The following is a 21,150-nucleotide window of genomic DNA, read 5'->3' on the forward strand; positions in this document are numbered from 1 at the left end:
ATACCTCATTCATTAATAAGTGACGTTAATTTTTGGTTGATCATTTCTTCTAATTGCTTTTCGGAAAACTCTTTGGTTTTTGCTAATAATTGTTGTTCTTCTTTTTCATGATCTTTATTGTTAAGGGATTTTGTTAAATAGTAATTATCCCCTTTGTCTCCCTCTAATACTTGCTGAGTTAAATAATCTACCAATTCCCCTACCGTAGGATAATCAAAAGCTAAACTTGAAGGAATTGAACAACTTAAACTACCTTGCAAGCGATTGCGCAACTCTACTGAGGTAAGAGAATCCATCCCCAAATCAAAAAATCCTTCTTCTAAACCAATCGATTGAGCCGAACTTATCCCCAATACTCTCGCCACCTGACTACGCACGTGGGCGGTTAATAGCTCTTTTTGCTCCGATGGTAATGCGGCTTTTAACTGCTCAAGAAACTCAGATTTAGATACCTCCGAAGTGTGAATCTTTTCTTGCCACTCAGCTAAAAATGGCCAATTAGAAACTCTAGCAGTCCATTGTGACCAGTTGATCGGTACTACTCCTACTTCTACCGCCTCAGTACTGATCAATCGCTCTAATGCCTCCAACACCCTAGCAGGAGAGATCGCACCCATGCCCTTGAGCTCTGCGGTCAGATCTGCACCACGCTCAGTTGCTTCTCCCACTTGAGATACCGCACCCCAATGAATGCTCAATCCTGACAACCCCAGACCTCGACGATAATGGGCTAAACTATCGAGAAAGGCATTAGCCGCAGCATGATTTCCTTGACCAGGGGAACCCAACAGAGATGCCGCCGAAGAAAACAGGACAAAAAAGTCCATTGGCTGGTTTTTGGTTAATTGATGCAAATGCCAAGCTCCTTGGACTTTGGGAGCCATCACTTTCTCAAAGCTAGACCAACTCTGGTTTTGTAGGACTCCATCGGACAACATTCCTGCGGCATGAATTACTCCCCTTAGTGGTAAGGTTGACTGATTGATCTTAGACAACACCCTCCCCATAGATTCAAATTCAGACACATCAGCTTTTTCCACTACTACAGAGGCTCCCGCTTGTTCTAACTCTGCTAATTTCTTGACAACAGCATGATTAGGGCTACTGCGTCCTACTAAGACTAAATGCTTGGCTCCTTTCTCTACCATCCAACCAGCTACCAGTAAGCCTAATCCTCCTAGATCTCCCGTAATCAAGTAGGTAGCGTCTTCCCGGAAACTCAGAGGCATTTCAGTGGCAGCATCGGTTGGTTGTGTTTCTGTTGCTATTGCCAATGGAGTGGGTATTAACCTGGGCACATAGCGACTATCTTCTCTGAGGGCAACTTGATCTTCAATAGATTCTGACCAAATTTCTGTCCATAGTGCTTCGGCTTGATCTAAAAGGCTTTGATTGGGGTCTAAATCGATGCGAACACAGTTAAGTTCCGGGTGTTCCAAACTGATTACTTTTCCCATCCCCCACAGCGAAGCTTGAGCCACACCGGAAACCACTGGATTATTTTCTGGCACAGGTTGAGCGCCTTGGGTAACTATCCATAATCTGGGGGGTTGGGATAAGTCGGCTTTCACTAATGCCTGTACTAAGGATAAGGTGGTTCCACAACCGATGTGGGATAATCGTTCTAATTCTTCCCCACTTAAGTAATTCTTGTCTCCTACTTCCAAACTCCAACACTGGACAACCCCATCTAAACTAGTTGAGTCGGCGGTTAGAAGTTGCACCAGTCGCTGATAGTCTTGAAGTTGATGGGGATTAATCCTAAATTCATAGTCTGTGACTTGTTGAAAGTTCTGAGCTGCATACACTAAGGTACATCTTTCTCCTTGAGCACGTAGTTGATGGGCTAAGTGTTGAGCTACTTCCTCAATGTCTGCTAAAATCAACCAATTTCGTGACTCTGATCGAGTGGCAGCGGTTAAGGTTTCCTCAGCTTGGGCAACGATGACGGTCTGTTGAGAAAGAACATCATTACTATCTTGAGACTCTGGCACAGTTACCACTAATGAAAAACCATTTTTTCTCAGTAACTTTTGCCACTGTGATGCACCCAGAAGGGGAGAGTCGGGGCGGATTTCAAAATCCCTAAATTTCCACCATCCTTCTAATAGTCCGGCGAATAAGTTTACCCATCGCGGAGGATTTGTTACTTCTAACAACACCAGGATGCCTCCAGGGGCTAATAATTGCCGCACATGGGATAGGGTTTGCTCTAAGGAGGTAGTGGCGTGCAGCACATTAGCCGCGATAATTATGTCGTATTGATGGGCAATAAATCCTTGTGCAGTTGGGTCTTGTTCTATGTCGAGGGTTTGATAGGTAACATTGGGATAATCCCGGAATTTTTCTTGGGCTTTGACGGTAAATAAAGTACCAATATCCGTGAAGACATATTCGCTTTGGTCCGGTGGTAGATGAGGCAGAATATAGCTAGTGGTTCCTCCTGTCCCTGCACCTAGTTCTAATAGTCTCACTCCTCGCTGTGGTGGTAACTTCTCCAAGGCGGTTGCGATCGCTTTTTCGACTAAGCTATTCATCACCTTCGCTGCGGGAGAGTCTTGATAGAATTGGGTAGCAGTAGTTAAATCCCCTTCTGGAAATACTACTTGTACTGGGTCTATCGCTCCTCTGAAGACGGCACTCAATTGGGATGCACAACGGTTGAGCAGGGTGAGTTCCGCTTGAGCTTGGGGATATTGACTTAGTAGCGTTTTTGTTTTTTCTGTGGGGTTGGTAACTCCAAATTCTTGCTGTACTTGCCATTTGTCTTCAGTTTTTTTGAGGATGCCCACTTCCCCTAATATTTGTAGCAGACGGTTGAATAGTCGATGATGGCTTGGTACGATTCTTAAATGTTGTATCCCTTCGAGCCCACTAAAGTTTTTTCCGACAGGGTAAGACCAACCCATTTCCCGAAAAGCTTGTAAGACAAACTCCACACTCAATTTATCTAACTCCGTTAAGAGTTGACCATAGTTATCATTATCTGTTTGAGAAGTTAATTGAGAAAGGGTTGGATTCAGTTTTTGACTAATTTCCACGAGAGAGGGCAGATAAGTCGGGGGTAGTAATCGCCCAAAACGACCTTTGTGTTGCCATTGGACTTCGTACAGATAATTGCTAATGGATTGGGCTTCAGTTCCTAGTAAGCTTTCAGGGCTAGCTAGTTTGACTCGTAAGCCAAATAGGGTGGCCAGGATTTCGCTTTTGCCATTGACCAGGGTCAGTTGAGCTGTCCAATTTTCTTGAGTTTCAATGGTCACTGAGGCAATTGCCCATAACGACCGCCCCGGACGACTATATACTTTTAATTGCTCGATTCCGATGGGTAGATAAGTTTGGTTGGTGTTGGTTTGAGGTAGTGCATGGATCAGCACCTGTAGCGCTCCATCTAATAAAGCGGGATGGAACTGATAGTCTGTGGCTTCTGGCAGTAAATCTGGAGATAACTCAATCTTTCCTATGGCTTGGTTTGACCCCTTCCACAGCTGTTGGATTCCTTGGAAACTGCTTCCGTACTCAATTCCTATTTGTCGATAGTGTTGATAATGATCTGGGATTTCTATGGGTTCACTACACTCGGTCAAGTATTTTTCTAGGTCAACAGTAGCCACACCATTGTCCATTGCTGCGGCTCGGATTTTTCCATTGGCATGAAGTATCCACTGGGGTTCGTCTTGGTTGGGCTGTTGCTGTTGAGTAAATACTTGCCATTGGTAGGTTTGGTTTTCTGATGGGGTCAGTATGGTCTGAACTGAAATGATTTCTCCTTCTGGTAAAATCAATCCGGTTTGCATAACTAGGTCTTCCACAACCATATGCTCAGTCCTAAAGCGGTTTGCTCCTGCGGCTAGAGCTATTTCTAGATAGGCGGTTGTGGGGAATAGCGCCCGATCAAATACTCGGTGGTGCTTGAGGTAGGCTGGTTCATCTTCTGCTAATAAAGATTCAAATTGAAGTTGTTGTGGCTGACCGGCACAATAGAACCTTTGACCCAGTAAGGGGTGGAGAATTTTTTCGGTTGATAAATAGGGTTTTTTCCGGTTACTCTGATTACTTTCTACCCAATACCGTTCTCGTTGGAATGGATATGTCGGTAACACTACCTTTTGACGAGCATAGTCTCGGTCAAACCCTGACCAATCTACCTTGACTCCCTGGACATATAACTGTCCTAAACTAGACAGCATCTGCTGCCATTGATCTACTCCCTCCCGCAAGGACGGTAACCACACACCGAATTCTTCTGGGAGACACTGACGCCCCATGCCTAATAAAATTGGTTTCGGTCCGATTTCTAGGAAGATTTCATAGCCTTGCTGGTGCAAGGTATCCATACTTTGGGCAAACCTGACTGGTTCTAACACATGATTTACCCAATAGTTGGCTGTGGCAATGGTCTTGTCGGCTCGAAGTCCTGTAATATTTGATATTAGTGGAATCTCAGGTTGATGGTAGGTGATTTGATTGGCTACTGCTTCAAATTCTGCCAGCATTGGTTCCATTAAAGGTGAATGGAAGGGGTGGGATACCTGTAACCTTTTGGTCTTGATTCCTTCTAATTCTAATTTGTCACAAATAGCACCAATATCTTCACTGGCTCCAGAAATTACTACACTTTCCGGTCCATTAATAGCAGCAAGTGCTACTTGCTCTGTGTCGGTCTTAAGGAAATCACGCACTTTTGACTCCGATGTCATCACCGACACCATCTCACCCTCACAGGGCAACTGTTGCATCAACCTTCCCCGGGTGGCAATGAGTTTTAAACCGTCTTCTAAACTAAATACCGCTGCAACAGTTGCTGCTACATATTCCCCCACACTATGCCCCATGACTACATCTGGGTTTATGCCCCAGGATTGCCAAAGTTTAAATAGGGCATATTCAATGGCAAATAGGGCTGGTTGAGTATAAGCAGTTTGGTTAATATCTGAAGTGTTTAGGTCTTGAGACTCTTGAGGATAAATAACGTCCTTGAGCGGTTTTTCTAAATAGGACTGTAGGATTTGGTGACATTGGTCTAAGGCTTGACGGAAGATCGGCTCAGTCTCATAGAGTTGTCTGCCCATGTTGACATACTGAGAACCTTGACCCGTAAACAGGAACGCAATTTTGGGTGAACTTTTACTCTTGGGGATAATGCCGGTAAATACAGCGGAAACATGCTCTGTTGTTCTCGCTTTTGCCAGTTTTTCAGCTAATTCCTGCTGATTAGAGGCGATAATTGCTAATCGATGCTGGAAGTGGCAGCGCCCTGTATTAGCAGTAAAACAGATATCTGCCAGATTAGCAGTGCCATTTTTCTCTAAAAATTCTTGATACTTCTGCACTAGTTCCCATAAAGCCAAGTCATCCTTAGTCGATAGGGTGAATAGATGAACAGGACGTTCGCCACTGGTAACTGATAAATGCTCAGTGTGAACTGAACTTGGGGCTTCTTCTACGATGACATGGGCATTAGTGCCACTGAAACCAAAGGAACTAAGGCCAGCTAGACGAGGTTTCTCTTCTATGTGCCAAGGAGTACCATGAGTCGGTACTAATACAGGTAATTGCTCCCAATTAATATAAGGATTAGGCTGATCAAAATGGAGATGGGGGGCAATCTGTTGATGTTGCAACTGCAATACTACTTTGATTAACCCCGCTATGCCCGCTGCTGCTTCCAGGTGTCCGATATTCGTCTTAACAGAACTGATGATCAACGGTTGTTGTGATGAGTGTGATTCTCCAAATACATTCCCTAAAGCAGTGACCTCAATCGGATCTCCTAAAGATGTCCCGGTGCCATGGGCTTCTATATAGCTGACTTGCTCTGGCTTTACTCCTGAATTTGTTAAGGCTTGACGGATTACTGACTCTTGAGCAGGACCATTCGGTACCGTTAAACCACTAGTATGGCCATCCTGATTAATCGCTGTTCCTCGAATTACGGCCAAGATATTATCCCCATCTGCCACTGCATCCGAGAATCGCTTGAGCACCACTACCCCACAGCCCTCACTGCGAACAAAACCATCTGCCCTCGCGTCAAAACTCTTGCAGCGTCCATCAGCAGAAAGCATTTTCGCCCTGGAAAAATTGATGGTATATTCTGGGGAAATAATCCGATTAACCCCTCCTGCTAAAGCTAAATTGCATTCTCGGTTACGCAGACTGGCACAGGCTAAATGAAGGCTTACTAAGGAAGAAGAACAAGCTGTATCCACAGCTATTGAAGGCCCAGTTAGTCCGAGAAAATAAGAAAGTCTACCACTAGCGGTACTGTGGGCATTACCTGTGGCTAAATAGGCATCAATTTCTGTAAAATCACGACTAGTTAAACGTTGACTATAGTCATTACTACAGATGCCCATAAATACACCCGTTTGAGTTTTGGCGAGTTGTTGAGCAGCGATCGCCCCATGCTCAAGGGCTTCCCAACTTACTTCCAAGAGTAGACGTTGTTGAGGGTCAAGGGAAATTGCTTCAATAGGAGCAATATTAAAGAAGTGGGAGTCAAACTCTTGTAGTTGACCGACAAAGCCACCATAACGAGTGTACATTTTCCCTGGGGTTTCTGGGTTAGGATCGTAGTATTTCTCGATGTTCCATCGCTCAGAAGGAATTTCACTAATGGCATCTATTCCTTGAGATAAGAGAGTCCAGAAGGATTCGGGGTTATCTGCTCCTCCAGGGAAACGGCATCCCATGCCGATAATGGCGATTGATTCAAATTGGTTTTTACTTTTAAAACCTTCAAGTTCTTTTTCTAGGTTGGCTATCTTTTCAGATGCCATTTTTATCAATTTTCCGTAAGATTGTTCTAGGTTATTACTCATTGAAATACCTCCAAATCTAATCCTAATTGTTTGGCGAGTTTTTGAGCACTTTCTTCTATTCGTTCAGTCTCTTCTTTTTCCACTAATAATTTTTGAGCTAAATAATCTACCAATTCCCCTACCGTAGGATAATCAAAAGCTAAACTTGAAGGAATTGAACAACTTAAACTACCTTGCAAGCGATTGCGCAACTCTACTGAGGTAAGAGAATCCATGCCCAAATCAAAAAATCCTTCTTCTAAACCAATCGATTGAGCCGAACTTATCCCCAATACTCTCGCCACCTGACTACGCACATGGGCGGTTAATAGCTCTTTTTGCTCCGATGGTAATGCGGTTTTTAACTGCTCAAGAAACTCGGATTTAGATACCTCCGAAGTGTGAATCTTTTCTTGCCACTCAGCTAAAAATGGCCAATTAGAAACTCTAGCAGTCCATTGTGACCAGTTGATCGGTACTACTCCTACTTCTACCGCCTCAGTACTGATCAATCGCTCTAATGCTTCCAACACCCCAGCAGGAGAGATCGTACCCATGCCCTTGAGCTCTGCCTTCAGGTCTGCACCTCGCTCAGCTGCTTCTCCCACTTGAGATACCGCACCCCAATGAATACTCAATCCTGACAACCCCATACCTCGACGATAATGGGCTAAACTATCGAGAAAGGCATTAGCTGCAGCATGATTTCCTTGACCAGGGGAACCCAACAAAGATGCCGCTGAAGAAAACAGGACAAAAAAGTCCATTGGCTGGTTTTTGGTTAATTGATGCAAATGCCAAGCTCCTTGCACTTTGGCAGCCATCACTTTTTCAAAGCTAGACCAACTCTGGTTTTGGAGGACTCCATCAGATAACATCCCTGCCGAATGAATGACTCCCCTTAGTGGCAAGCTTGACTGATTGATCTTAGACAACACCCTCCCCATAGCTTCAAATTCAGACACATCAGCTTTTTCCACTACTACAGAGGCTCCCGCTTGTTCTAACTCTGTTAATTTCTTGACAACAGCATGATTAGGGCTACTGCGTCCTACTAAGACTAAATGCTTGGCTCCTTTCTCTACCATCCAACGGGCAACTAGTAAGCCTAATCCTCCTAAACCACCAGTAATCAAGTAAGTTCCGTCTTCCCGGAAACTCAGAGGCATTTCGGTGGCGGTATTAGTTGGTTGTCCTGTTTTTGCAAGTCCGGTTTGAGTAACGATAATTTTGCCAATATGTTTGGCTTGCTGCATATAACGAAAGGCGCTGACTACTTCCTCGATAGAGAAGACTGTCAAGGGAGGTGGTTTTAGCAAGCCATTGTTGAACTTGTCAATAATTTCCTCTAACAGAGACTTGATTAATTGAGGTTTGTCTTGAGATACTTTAACTAAATCAAGCACTGAATAAGAGATATCTGACCTGAGAGTTGCCATCTCAGTTGATTCCCAAACTCCCCGCTTGGCAATTTCTACAAAACGACCTTGAGAACTTACAACTGATACAGTTTTGGCAATAAATTCTCCAGAGGTCAGAGAGTTAAGGACAATATCTATCCCCTTTCCTTGTGTTTTCTCCATGATCTGGGCAGCAAACTCTAAGGTACGGGAATTCATAATATGTTTAACTCCCATAGCTTTTAAAGCTTCCCACTTCGGAGAACTAGCAGTAGCAAAAACTTCAGCCCCAGCTTGCTGTGCAATTTGTACTGCCGCCATTCCCGTCCCTCCTGCAGCAGCATGGATTAAAATTTTGTCTCCTGGTGCGATTTTGGCTAAATGGTGCAGTGTGTAATAGGCAGTTAAGAAATTAATTGGAATGGCGGCAGCTTCCTCAAAGGTGAGAAAATCTGGTTTGGGAGCAACCATCATAGCACTGACAGTGACACATTGACTGAAACTTCCCGGAGCCAGAGTTATCACTGGATCGCCAATTTTCAAGTTTTCTACTCCTTCTCCCACTGCTACAATTTCACCGGCACAATCTCCTCCCATTACTGGCGTTCCTGGATAAATATCCAAGGCGATGAGAACATCCCTAAAATTAAGTCCTGTGGCGCGAACTCTAATCTCTACTTCTCCTGGTGCGGGTGAACGTCTTGGTGTTGGTTCTAGGGTTAAATTTTCGAGGGTACCCCTCTGTGTAATTGTTAGTCGGAATGGCTGGGATGACATTTTCAACAGTTGTGTTTCTGTTGCTATTGCCAATGGAGTTGGTATTAACCTTGGGACATAGCGACTGTCTTTTCTCAGAGCAACTTGATCTTCAATAGATTCTGACCAAATTTCTGCCCATAGTGCTTCAGCTTTATCTTTTAGGCTTTGATTGGGGTCTAAATCGATGCGAACACACTTAAGTTCCGGGTGTTCCAAACTGATTACTTTTCCCATCCCCCACACCGAAGATTGAGCCACACCGGAAACCACTGGATTCTTGGGAGGGACAGGTTGAGCCCCTTGAGTGACTATCCATAATCTTGGGGGTTGGGATAAGTCGGCTTTCACTAATGCCTGTACTAAGGATAAGGTGGTTCCACAACCGATGTGGGATAATCGTTCTAATTCTTGCCCAGTTAAGTTTTTCTGTTCTCCTACTTCTAAACTCCAACACTGGACAATCCCATCTAAACTGGTTGAGTTGGCTGTTAGAAGTTGCACCAGTTGCTGATAGTCTTGAAGTTGATGGGGATTAATCCTAAATTCATAGTCTGTGACTTGTTGATAGGTTTCTCCTGCATACACTAAGGTACATCTTTCTCCTTGAGCACGCAGTTGATGGGCTAAGTGTTGAGCTACTTGCTCAATGTCTGCTAAAATCAACCAATTTCGGGAGTCGGCTCCACGAGGCGCAGCGGTTAAGGTTGGCTCAGCTTGGGCAACCATCAGCGCCTGTTGAGAAAGAACATCATTACTATCTTGAGACTCTGGCAGAGTTACCACTAATGAAAAACCACTTCTGGTGAGTAACTTTTGCCACTGTGATGCACCCAGAAGGGGATAGTCCGGGCGGATTTCAAAATCCCTAAATTTCCACCATCCTTCTAAGAGTCCGAAGATTAAGTCTAGCCATCCCTGACGAGTTGTTCCTTCTAACAATAGTAATATTCCCCCAGGGGCTAATAATTGCCGCACATGGGATAGGGTTTGCTCTAAGGAGGTGGTGGCGTGCAGGACATTAGCGGCGATAATTATGTCGTATTGATGGGCAATAAATCCTTGTGCAGTTGGGTCTTGTTCTATGTCGAGGGTTTGATAGGTAACATTGGGATAATCCCGGAATTTTTCTTGGGCTTTGGCGGTAAATAAAGCACCAATATCCGTGAAGACATATTCACTTTGATCCGGTGGCAAATGGGGGAGAATATAGCTCGTTGTTCCTCCTGTCCCTGCACCTAGTTCTAATAGTCTCACTCCTCGCTGTGGTGGTAACTTCTCCAAGGCGGTGGCGATCGCTTTTTCGACTAAGCTATTCATCACCTTCGCTGCGGGAGAGTCTTGATAGAGTTGGGTAGCAGTCGTTAAATCCCCTTCTGGAAATACTACTTGTACTGGGTCTATCGCTCCTCTGAGGACGGCACTCAATTGGGATCCACAACGGTTGAGCAGGGTGAGTTCGGCTTGAGCTTGGGGATATTGACTTAGTAGCGTCTTGGTTTTTTGTGTGGGGTTGGTAACTCCAAATTCTTGCTGTACTTGCCATTTGTCTTCAGTTTTCTTGAGGATGCCCACTTCCCCTAATATTTGTAGCAGACGGCTGAATAGTCGGTGATGGCTTGGTACGATTCTTAAGTGTTGTATCCCTTCGATTGCACTAAAGTTTTTTCCGACAGGGTAAGACCAACCCATTTCCCGAAAAGCTTGTAAGACAAACTCCACACTCAAGTCTTCTAACTCGGCTATGAGTTGACCATAGTTATCTAAATCGGTTTGAGAAGTTAATTGAGAAAGGGTTGGATTCAGTTTTTGACTAATTTCGACTAGAGAGGGCAGATAAGTCGGGGGTAGTAATCGCCCAAAACGACCTTTGTGTTGCCATTGCACTTCGTACAGACAATTGCTAATGGATTGGGCTTCATTTCCTAGTAAGCTTTCAGGGCTAGCTAGTTTGACTCGTAAGCCAAATAGGGTGGCCAGAATTTCTCCTTTGCCATTGACCAGGGTGAGTTGAGCGGTCCAATTGTCTTGGCTTTCAATGGTCACTGAGGCAATTGCCCATAACCACAGCCCCGGACGACTATATACTTTTAATTGATCGATTCCTACTGGCAGATAAGTTTGGTTGGTGTTGGTTTGGGGTAGTGCATGGATCAGCACCTGTAGCGCCCCATCTAATAAAGCGGGATGGAAATGATAGTCTGTGGCTTCTGGGAGTAAATCTGGAGATAACTCAATCTTTCCTATGGCTTGGTTTGACCCCTTCCACAGCTGTTGGATTCCTTGGAAACTGCTTCCGTACTCAATTCCTATTTGTCGATAGTGTTGATAATGGTCTGGGATTTCTAGGGGTTGATTACACTGGTTTAAATATTTGTCTAGGTCAACAGTAGCCACACCATTGTCGATTTCTGCGGCTCGAATTATTCCATTGGCATGAAGTATCCACTGGGGTTGGTCCTGGTTCGGCTGTTCCTGTTGAGTAAATACTTGCCATTGGTAGGTTTGGTTTTCTGATGGGGTTAGTATGGTCTGAAGTGTTTTGATTTCTCCTTCTGGTAAAATCAATCCGGTTTGGATGACTAGGTCTTCTACTACTAAATTATCAGTTTTAAAGCGGTTTGCTCCTGCGGCTAGAGCTATTTCTAGATAAGCCGTTGTGGGCAATAGGGTCTGGCCAAATACTCGATGGTGCTTGAGGTAGGCTGGTTCATCTTCTGCTAATAAAGATTCAAATTGAAGTTGTTGTGGCTGACCGGCACAATAGAACCTTTTACCCAATAAGGGGTGGAGAATTTTTTCGGTTGATAAATACGGTTTTTTGCGGTTACCATTATTGCTGTCAATCCAATACCTTTGTCGTTGGAATGGATAAGTAGGTAACACTACCTTTTGACGGCTATATTCTCGGTCAAACCCTGACCAATCTACCTTGACTCCCTGGACATATAACTGTCCTAAACTAGACAGCATCTGCTGCCATTGATCTACTCCCTCCCGCAACGATGGTAACCACACACCGAATTCTGCTGGGAGACATTGCCGCCCCATGCCTAATAATATTGGTTTCGGTCCGATTTCTAGGAAGATTTCATAGCCAAGTTGGTGCAAGGTCTCGATACTTTGGGCAAACCTGACTGGTTCTAACACATGATTTACCCAATAGTTGGCCGTAGTAATGGTATCGTCGGCTCGAATTCCAGTCACATTCGAAACCAGTGGAATAGTCGGTTGATGGTAGGTGATTTGATGGGCTACTGCTTCAAATTCTGCCAACATTGGTGCCATCAAGGGTGAATGGAAGGGGTGAGATACCTGTAGCCTTTTGGTCTTGATTCCCTCTGATTCTAAGCTGCTGATGATGGCTTCAATGGCTTCTGTTTCACCGGAAATCACCACACTTTCCGGTCCATTGATGGCAGCAATCGCTACTTTTTCTGTGTATGGGGTAATCAGCTCACGGACTTTTGACTCGTTAGCCATGACTGAAACCATCTGACCACCACAGGGCAACTGTTGCATCAACTTTGCCCTAGTCGCAATTAGTTTCAGACCTTCTTCTAAACTAAAAATTCCTGCTACGGTTGCTGCTACATATTCTCCGACACTATGCCCCATGACTACATCTGGGTTTATGCCCCAGGATTGCCATAACTTAAACAGGGCATATTCAATAGCAAATAGGGCTGGTTGGGTATAGGCTGTTTGGTCTAGCAGAGATGAACTGGAGTGATCTTTGTCTGCTGGATAGAGCACCTTTAGCAGTGGATGTTCCAACTCCGAACCCAGAATTTGGTCACATTCGTCAATAGCTGCTGCGAATACTGGGGCTTGCTCATACAATTGTTGTCCCATGTTTATATACTGGGAACCTTGACCAGTGAACAGGAAGGCTACTTTAGCTGAACTATCTCCATTGACCAGTTGTCCTGAGTATACTTCGCCTACTTCCTCCCCTGCTGTATACTCAACCAGTTTGGCGGCTAATTCCTCTGGCTCAGAGCCGAGCACTGCCAGGCGATGCTGGAAATTAGCCCTTCCTGTGTTAGCTGTGTAACATACATCTGCTAGTTCTTGGTCTGGATGACTGTCTAGGTGACGTTGATAACGATTGACTAGCTCTGCTAGGGCTTTGTCCGTTTTTCCTGACAGGGTGAGCAGATGTAGTGGACGGTTTTGTGAGTCTTCATGTTTGACTTTGACTGGTTCTGGAGCTTGTTCTAGGATCACATGGGCATTAGTTCCACTAAAGCCAAAGGAACTCACTCCAGCCCTTCGAATTTCGCCATTGACCTGCCAAGGAGTCAGTTGAGTAGACACCTGCACCGGCAAGTCCGACCAATTAATATAGGGATTAGGCTGGTTAAAATGCAGTGATGGTGCTATTTTTTGGTGTTGCAGTTGCAGGACTACTTTCATCAAACCGGCAATTCCTGCTGCTACTTCTAAGTGACCTATGTTAGTTTTAACTGTCCCAAGAATTAATGGTTGTTCTTGAGAGTGAGTTTTTCCAAATACTGTTCCTATTGCTCCGACTTCAATCGGGTCTCCCAAGGAAGTTCCTGTACCATGAGCTTCTATATAACTAACATTTGCTGGGTCTACTCCCCCATTTTCCAGGGCTTGACGGATCACAGCTACTTGAGACGGACCATTAGGTACTGTCAATCCACCACTTGCTCCGTCTTGATTGATAGCACTGCCACGAATTACCGCCAGAATATTATCCTGATTGGCTACGGCGTCTGAAAGTCGCTTCAAAACAATTATTCCGCATCCTTCTCCACGGACGTAACCATTAGCCGAAGCATCAAAAGTCTTACAGCGACCATCGGGAGATAACATTTTGGCTTTAGAGAAAACAATACTCAACTCAGGAGATAGGAGTAGATTCACACCACCAGCTAAAGCCATATTGCATTCTCGCTGTCGCAGACTCTGACAAGCCAGATGCACAGATACTAAGGAGGAAGAGCAAGCGGTTTCTACTGCCAGATTAGGTCCAGTGAGTCCCAAGATGTATGATAAACGACCTGTAGCAGCAGAAGGCACATTACCTGTCCCCCAATAAGCCTGTGGCATCTCACAGGTCGCCAGCTGATTTAAGTAATCGTTACTACCAATGCCAATAAATACTCCTGTCAGGCTATTAAACAATTTATCCGGGACGATGTTAGCCCTTTCTATGGCTTCCCAACTCACTTCCAGCAACAAGCGTTGTTGGGGGTCTAAGCTTTGAGCTTCTCGGGGTGAAATTCCAAAAAATGGGGCATCGAAGCGATCTATGTGTGAGATAAAACCACCGTCGCGGGTATAAAGTTTACCTGGAGCATCTGGAGAAGGGTCATAGTAGTCATCAATGTTCCATCGTGCTAATGGTACTTCTGAGATCGCATCTACTCCATCATGGAGTAGTTGCCAGAATGCTTCAGGAGAGTTGACTCCTCCAGGGAAGCGACAACTCATGCCAATTATCGCTATGGGTTCCTTTGATAACTGGTATGAGTGCTCCCCAGGAAGATCTTCCTCCTTTAATTTTTTTTCTGTTTCATCAAAGAAATCTAGAGTAATGACATCCTTGGTTAAATACTCTACCAGTGCTTCTACCGTCGGATAATCAAATAACAATGTTGAACTGAAGCTTGTTTCTAAACTTGACTCCAAGCGATTTTTCAATTCCACAGCCATCAGAGAATCTAACCCTAATTCAAACAAAGGCTGCCGCATTCCAATCTTTTGTGCATCTTTCCAGCCTAAGGTTTTGGCTATCGCTAAACGAATCTGAGTTGTTAATAACTCCTGACGTTCATCAACTGCTGCTGCTTCTAGTTGTTCCCTAAATGCCGACTTTTGGGTCAATGATGGTTCAGTGGAAATCAAAGCCTCTAAGAATGGCATCTTTTGCCCACCAAGAAATTGCCTCAAAAACTTTGACCAGTTAATCGGAAACACCCCCACTTGACTTTGAGACTCTGATAACAATGACCCCAATGCCATCATTCCCTGTTCTAGTTTGATGGCAATCATGCCACTGCTTTCGAGGCGTTGCTGATTGAGACTATCTAAACGAGCGGCCATGCCTGCTGCTGCCCAGGCTCCCCAGTTAATACTCAATCCTGGTAATCCCTGCCCTCGACGATAGTGGGCGATCGCATCCATAAAAGCATTAGCTGCGGCATAGTTTCCTTGACCTGGTGAACCCAACATCGAAGCCATCGAGGAGAAACAGACAAAGAAATCTAAAGGTAAATCAAGGGTCAGTTGATGCAAATGCCAAGTTCCAGCTACTTTTGGTGCCATCACTTTGGTAAACTGCTGCCAACTCATGTTTTGCAGTAACCCGTCATCCAATACCCCAGCTGCATGAATCACTCCTTTGAGTGGGGGTAATGATGCTGATATTTCCTCTAGGGTCAAGGCTACATCTTCAGTATGGGAAATATCCCCTAATACTACTGTGACATGGGCTCCAGCTGTTTCTAACTCTGCTATGATTTTTTGTGCTGTTTGATTCGGAGCCCGACGTCCCATTAAGGCTAGATGCTTGGCTCCTTGATTGACCATCCATTGGGCTACTTCCAACCCTAAGGCTCCTAATCCTCCTGTAATCAAATAACTGGCTTCTGGTTTGATGGACTTTGCCTCAGATAAAGCTTCTGGCATCTCCACCACTACCTTCCCTATATGCTTGGCCTGCTGCAGATACCGGAAGGCTGCTGTTACTTCTGTACTGGGAAATACTTTGTGGGGTAATGCTTTAAATTGTCCTTGGTTCCATCCCTGAGTTAATTCCTCTGTCAGTTGAGCCATTACACCTGGTTGTTGTTGTACTACTTCTCCTAAATCAAAGGGGTAGTAACTAACATCTGGTCGTTGTTCCCATACTTGCTGTTGGTTCCAAATCCCAATTTTGCCAATTTCGACAAATCTGCCTGTTGGAGCTAATACTTCTAAGCTCTTGGGAATGTACTCTCCGTTGAGGCTATTGAGGACTACATCTACCCCAACTCCTGCGGTGCGCTCCAGGATTTCCCCGGCAAACTCTAGGGTGCGGGAGTTCATGACATGTTTGATTCCCAGAGATTTGAGAAATTCCCATTTACTCGGACTTGCTGTAGCAAATATTTCTGCCCCTGCTCGTTGGGCGATTTGCACGGCGGCTTGCCCTACACCACCAGCTGCGGCATGAATTAATACTCGCTCTCCTGGTTGAATGTTCGCTAAGTGCTGCAACCCGTAGTAGGCAGTGAGGAATGTCAGGGGTAGGGTTGCTGCTTCTGCAAAGCTCATGTGTTTTGGCTTCGGCATCACATGCTCTACTGGGGCAGTGATGAAACTGCTGAAGCCGTCGTGGAGCATGGTGGCTATGACTTCGTCTCCTACTTGCCACTGTGAGACTTGTTCTCCTACGGCAGTGATTTTACCAGCACATTCAAAACCAAAGGTCAGTTGCTGTGCACTGCTGATGCTGTGATGGGAGGCGTAGTAGTCTTTGAGCAATCCTAGGGCGTTGAGCACGTCTCGAAAGTTTAGTCCCACTGCAGCTACTTCAATTTCTACTTCCATAGCTTTTGGAACACGCCGCTGCATTGGCTGCCAGTTGAGATGGTCTATCACTCCGTATTCTGACAGTTTTAATTGCACTGGTTGGTCGGTAGAGGTGATTGGCTGTTTGTGGGGTTTTTGTACCAGTCTGGCTACGTAACGACTGCCCTGACGTATGGCGATTTGGTCTTCTACATCTTCTGATAACAGTTCTGTGACTAAGGCTTCTAGGTTTTGAGTAATCTGCTTTTCTGGGTCACAGTCGAGGCGTTTACAGGCTAATTCTGGGTGTTCTTGGGCGATTACTCGCCCTAGTCCCCATAAACTTCCATACTCGGGGTTGATTACTTCTTGGTCTGAGTTGACCCTCTGAGTTCCTTGTGTTACTAACCATAGCTGCGGGATTTTTTCCGGTTTGCTGTTGAGGATTCCTTGTACCAAATGCAGCGCTGCGGCACAACTTTTTTCTTGAATTGTCTCTAATTCTAGGTGGTTTTTGCCAAGGAGTTCCGGCACACTCCACAGATGCACAACCCCTGTCATCCCTGGGTTTTCTTCTAGCAGTTGTTGGAATTGTTCAGCACTGGTGGCATTGATTTGATAGTGTTGTGGACTTAATTGCTCATAGGTCTGTCCTGCTGATACTCTGATGCACTCGTGACCAATGTGTTCTAGTGCTTCTACCAGGTGAGTATCTTCTGCCAATACTAACCATTTCCTAGTTGCTGCTGGTGATGGGGTTGTTGATGGATTGGCTATCGCTTCCCAGTTGATTTGATAATACCAATGACTAATATCTGGTTGCAGACTTCTAAATAGGGCATTGGCTGTGGTTGCCCTTACCCTTAATCCCTCTAGGGAGGCTAGTATCGTGCCGAAGTTGTCTACCAGCAAAATGTTTGCGGTTAAGCTGGTTGAGGGTATTTCTGCTATCGCCCATACCTGGTTTGTGATCTGGCGATACAGTTTCAATTTGTCTATCCCTACTGGCAGATAGGTCTGGTCGGTTTCGGTGTTGTGATTGGCATGACCTAGGATTTGTAGAGCTGCATCTAATAGGGCTGGATGTAGCTGATAGTCTGTTACTTGTGCGGTTAATTCCTCTGGTAAGGCGATTTCCCCTAGGGCTTTCCTTTGACCTTTCCACAACTGTTTTATTCCTTGGAAACTGCTGCCGTAGTCTATACCTTTTGACCGATATTCTTGATAATGTTGTTTGATGTCTATGGCTTGACTACACTCTCTTTTATATTTTTCTAGGTCGATTTTGGCTTTGCGGTTGGTAGTCGGCTCGGTATAGATCTTTCCTTCGCTGTGCAACAGCCATTGGGATGTCTGTTGATTTTCAGCCATAGATGTGCTAAATATCTCGAACTTATAGCTGTTGTTTTCTAAGGGGCTGACTACTGTTTGTACTGTCAAAATTTCGGTTTCTGGTAGAACTAACCCTCTTGCTATGACCACATCGGCTACTTCTACTTCGGCTTTGTTGAACAGAATTTTAGCGGCTGTTGCTGCCATTTCTAGGTAGCCTGTGGCTGGAAATAGCACTTTGTCAAATACTTGGTGGTGATTCAGGTAGTCTGGGGATTCTGCCCTTAGATATGATTGAAAGCGATGTTGATTCTCTATTCCGGCTAGGTTGAGTTTTTCTCCTAGTAATGGGTGCCGATTTTTTTCTTTTGACCAATACTGTTGCTGTTGATAGCCATTTTTGGTTTCTACCCAATACCGTTCTCGTTGAAAGGGATATGTCGGCAATACTACTTTATTACGGCTATATTCTCGGTCAAACCCTGACCAATCTACCTTGATTCCCTGTACATATAACTGTCCTAAACTAGACAGCATTTGTTGCCATTCGGATACTCCCTCCCGCAAGGACGGTAACCATACACCGAATTCTTCTGCTAGACATTGCCGCCCCATCCCTAATAATATTGGTCTCGGTCCGATTTCTAGGAAGATTTCATAACCTTCTTGATGCAAGGTCTCCATACTTTGGGCAAATTGCACTGGTTCTAACACATGATTTACCCAATACTTGGCTGTGGCAATGCTCTTGTCGGCTTTTACTCCTGTGACATTGGATATTACTGGTATTTTGGGTTGATGGTAAGTTATTTGATGGGCTACTGCTTCAAATTCTGCCAACATTGGTGCCATTAAGGGTGAATGGAAAGCGTGAGATACCTGTAGCCTTTTGGTCTTGATTCCTTCTAATTCTAATTTGTCACAAATAGTACCAAGATCTTCACTGGCTCCGGAGATCACGATACTTAATGGGCCATTAATGGCCGCGATTGCTACTCGATCATGTAATGGTGCGATCGCTTCTTTAACCTGCTCCTGTGAAGCCAAAAGTGAAACCATCTCACCGCCAGACGGCAACTGCTGCATTAATTTTCCACGATGGGCGATTAGTTTGAGACCATCCTCTAAGCTAAAAACCCCAGCTACACAAGCAGCAACATACTCTCCAACGCTATGCCCCATGACGGCATTCGGTTCAATACCCCAGGATTTCCAAAGTTGATAGAGGGCATATTCAATGGCAAATAGGGCTGGTTGGGTATAGGCGGTTTGATCTAAAACAGATGAAACCTGCTCTTCTACTTGAGTAGGATACAGTACCTCTATTAGGGAATGCTCCAGTTCGGGGCGCAGAATTTCATTGCACTGCTCGATAGTTTGGCGGAAGATGGGTTGGCTGTCGTAGAGTTGGCGTCCCATGTTGAGATATTGGGAGCCTTGACCAGTGAACAAAAAGGCTATTTTGGGCGGCTTTTGGCTTTCCAGCTGAGCACTAATCAATCCGGTGGTGTCTTTATGGGCTGCCCAAGCACTGAGTTGCTCAACCAACTGCTCCGTTGAGTCAACCACAACAGCAAGGCGGTAATCGAAATGCGATCGCCCCGTATTTGCCGTAAAGCAAATATCTGCCATTGCTAGGTTGGGATTAGCCTTTAGGTGATGTTGATAACCCTGGACTAAATCTTGGAGAGCTGCTTCTGTTTTTGCTGATAGGGTTAATAAATGACAAGAACGCTCTAGTAGTAAATTTTGACTTTTGACTTTTGACTTTTGACTTTCTAAAGGCGCTTCTTCCAATACCACATGGGCATTGGTTCCACCAAAACCAAAGGAACTAACCCCTGCCAATCTGGGTGCTTCTTGGACTGACCAAGGCTGAAGCTCAGTAGGAATTTGAATAGGAGTATTTGCAATTTTAATATAAGGGTTTAACTGGTTCAAATGGAGATGGGGTGGAATTTCACCATGTTGTAGGGACAACACCGCCTTAATTAACCCTGCAATCCCCGCAGCAGATTCTAAATGACCAATATTAGTCTTGACTGAACCAATCCAACAAGGTTGATTGGGCTGCCTGTGTTCCATCAGCACTGCCTTGAGAGAATTTACCTCAATGGGGTCTCCCAAAGGGGTTCCCGTACCGTGGGTTTCTACATAACTAATCTGTGCTGGTTTAACCCCAGCATTGGCTAAGGCTTGCCGGATCACTGCTTGTTGAGAAGGACCATTGGGAGCTGTCAATCCATTACTCAGACCATCTTGGTTAACCGCTGAACCTCTAATAATTGCCCGAATATTATCCCCATCCCGGATTGCATCCACCAGCCGTTTCAGGACAACAACGCCACATCCCTCTCCCCTAACATAACCATCTGCAGCTTGATCAAACGTTTTGCAACGCCCATCTGCTGCCATCATCTGAGCCTGGGAGCAGATAATTGTAAACTCTGGAGAAAGAATTAGGTTCACCCCTCCAACCAGGCACAGATCAGATTCGCCTGTTTTCAAACTTTGGCAAGCATAGTGAAGTGCTACTAAAGATGATGAGCAAGCGGTATCCACAGCCAGACTTGGTCCGCGCAGATTCAACACATAGGATAAGCGACCAGGAATAATCGATGGGCTTGTTCCAGTTCCACTGTATGCATCTAAGCCAGGAATATCTCTGGAAACAAGCATATAGTATTCGTAGTTGGTAACACCAACAAAGACCCCGGTCTGACTACCAGCTAATCGTTCTGGCGCTATTCCAGCATTTTCCAAGGCTTCCCAAGCCACTTCCAGAATCAGTCTTTGCTGGGGATCCATCTGCTTAGCTTCCCGGGGGGAAACACTAAAAAAGTTGGGTTCAAATCCATCTACTTGTTCTAATAAACCAGCACAACGGGTATTCATTTTGCCTGGGGTAGCTGGTTTGGGTTCATAAAACGCATCAATATCCCATCGGTCTTTAGGTACTTGAGTGACCCCATCTATCCCATCATGCAGAAGTTGCCAAAACTCTTGTGGTGTTTCAGCCTGAGGAAAACGACAACCAATGCCAACAATTGCTATATGTGTTGAGTCTGAAATCATCAATACTTACTCAATGATTGAAAATACTACTTAAATCACGGGTTTCCAAACTAGTAAATACAAATATTAAACGTTTTTTAATTGAGCTAACAAAAACGAGGATAATCCCAAATACTAATAACAGCAAACACTTGATAAATTTCTCACTATTATTTATTAACAATTACTTCAACAATAGAATTTTTTTTAAAAAATAATTGTTTGTTGGTATCTAGTAGCATCAGGGGATGTTTATCCTTCCTGATTTTTTCAGCAAC

At 44.8% G+C, this 21,150-nt stretch carries 2 protein-coding genes; both read right to left on the reverse strand.

Annotated elements, in window-relative coordinates; translation table 11 throughout:
* Positions 1-5 precede the first annotated feature (5 nt).
* Positions 6-6,824 carry a type I polyketide synthase gene (locus tag F6J90_RS12280; protein ID WP_293093441.1) on the reverse strand — a complete coding sequence of 2,273 codons (6,819 nt, stop codon included), beginning with the start codon at positions 6,822-6,824 and terminating at the stop codon, positions 6-8.
* Positions 6,821-20,893, reverse strand: a complete 14,073-nt coding sequence (locus F6J90_RS12285; RefSeq protein ID WP_293093442.1) for a type I polyketide synthase — start codon at positions 20,891-20,893, stop codon at positions 6,821-6,823. The genes F6J90_RS12280 and F6J90_RS12285 overlap by 4 nt, the downstream gene beginning before the upstream one ends.
* Positions 20,894-21,150 lie beyond the last annotated feature (257 nt).

The organism is Moorena sp. SIOASIH (assembly GCF_010671925.1).
Lineage (GTDB): Bacteria > Cyanobacteriota > Cyanobacteriia > Cyanobacteriales > Coleofasciculaceae > Moorena.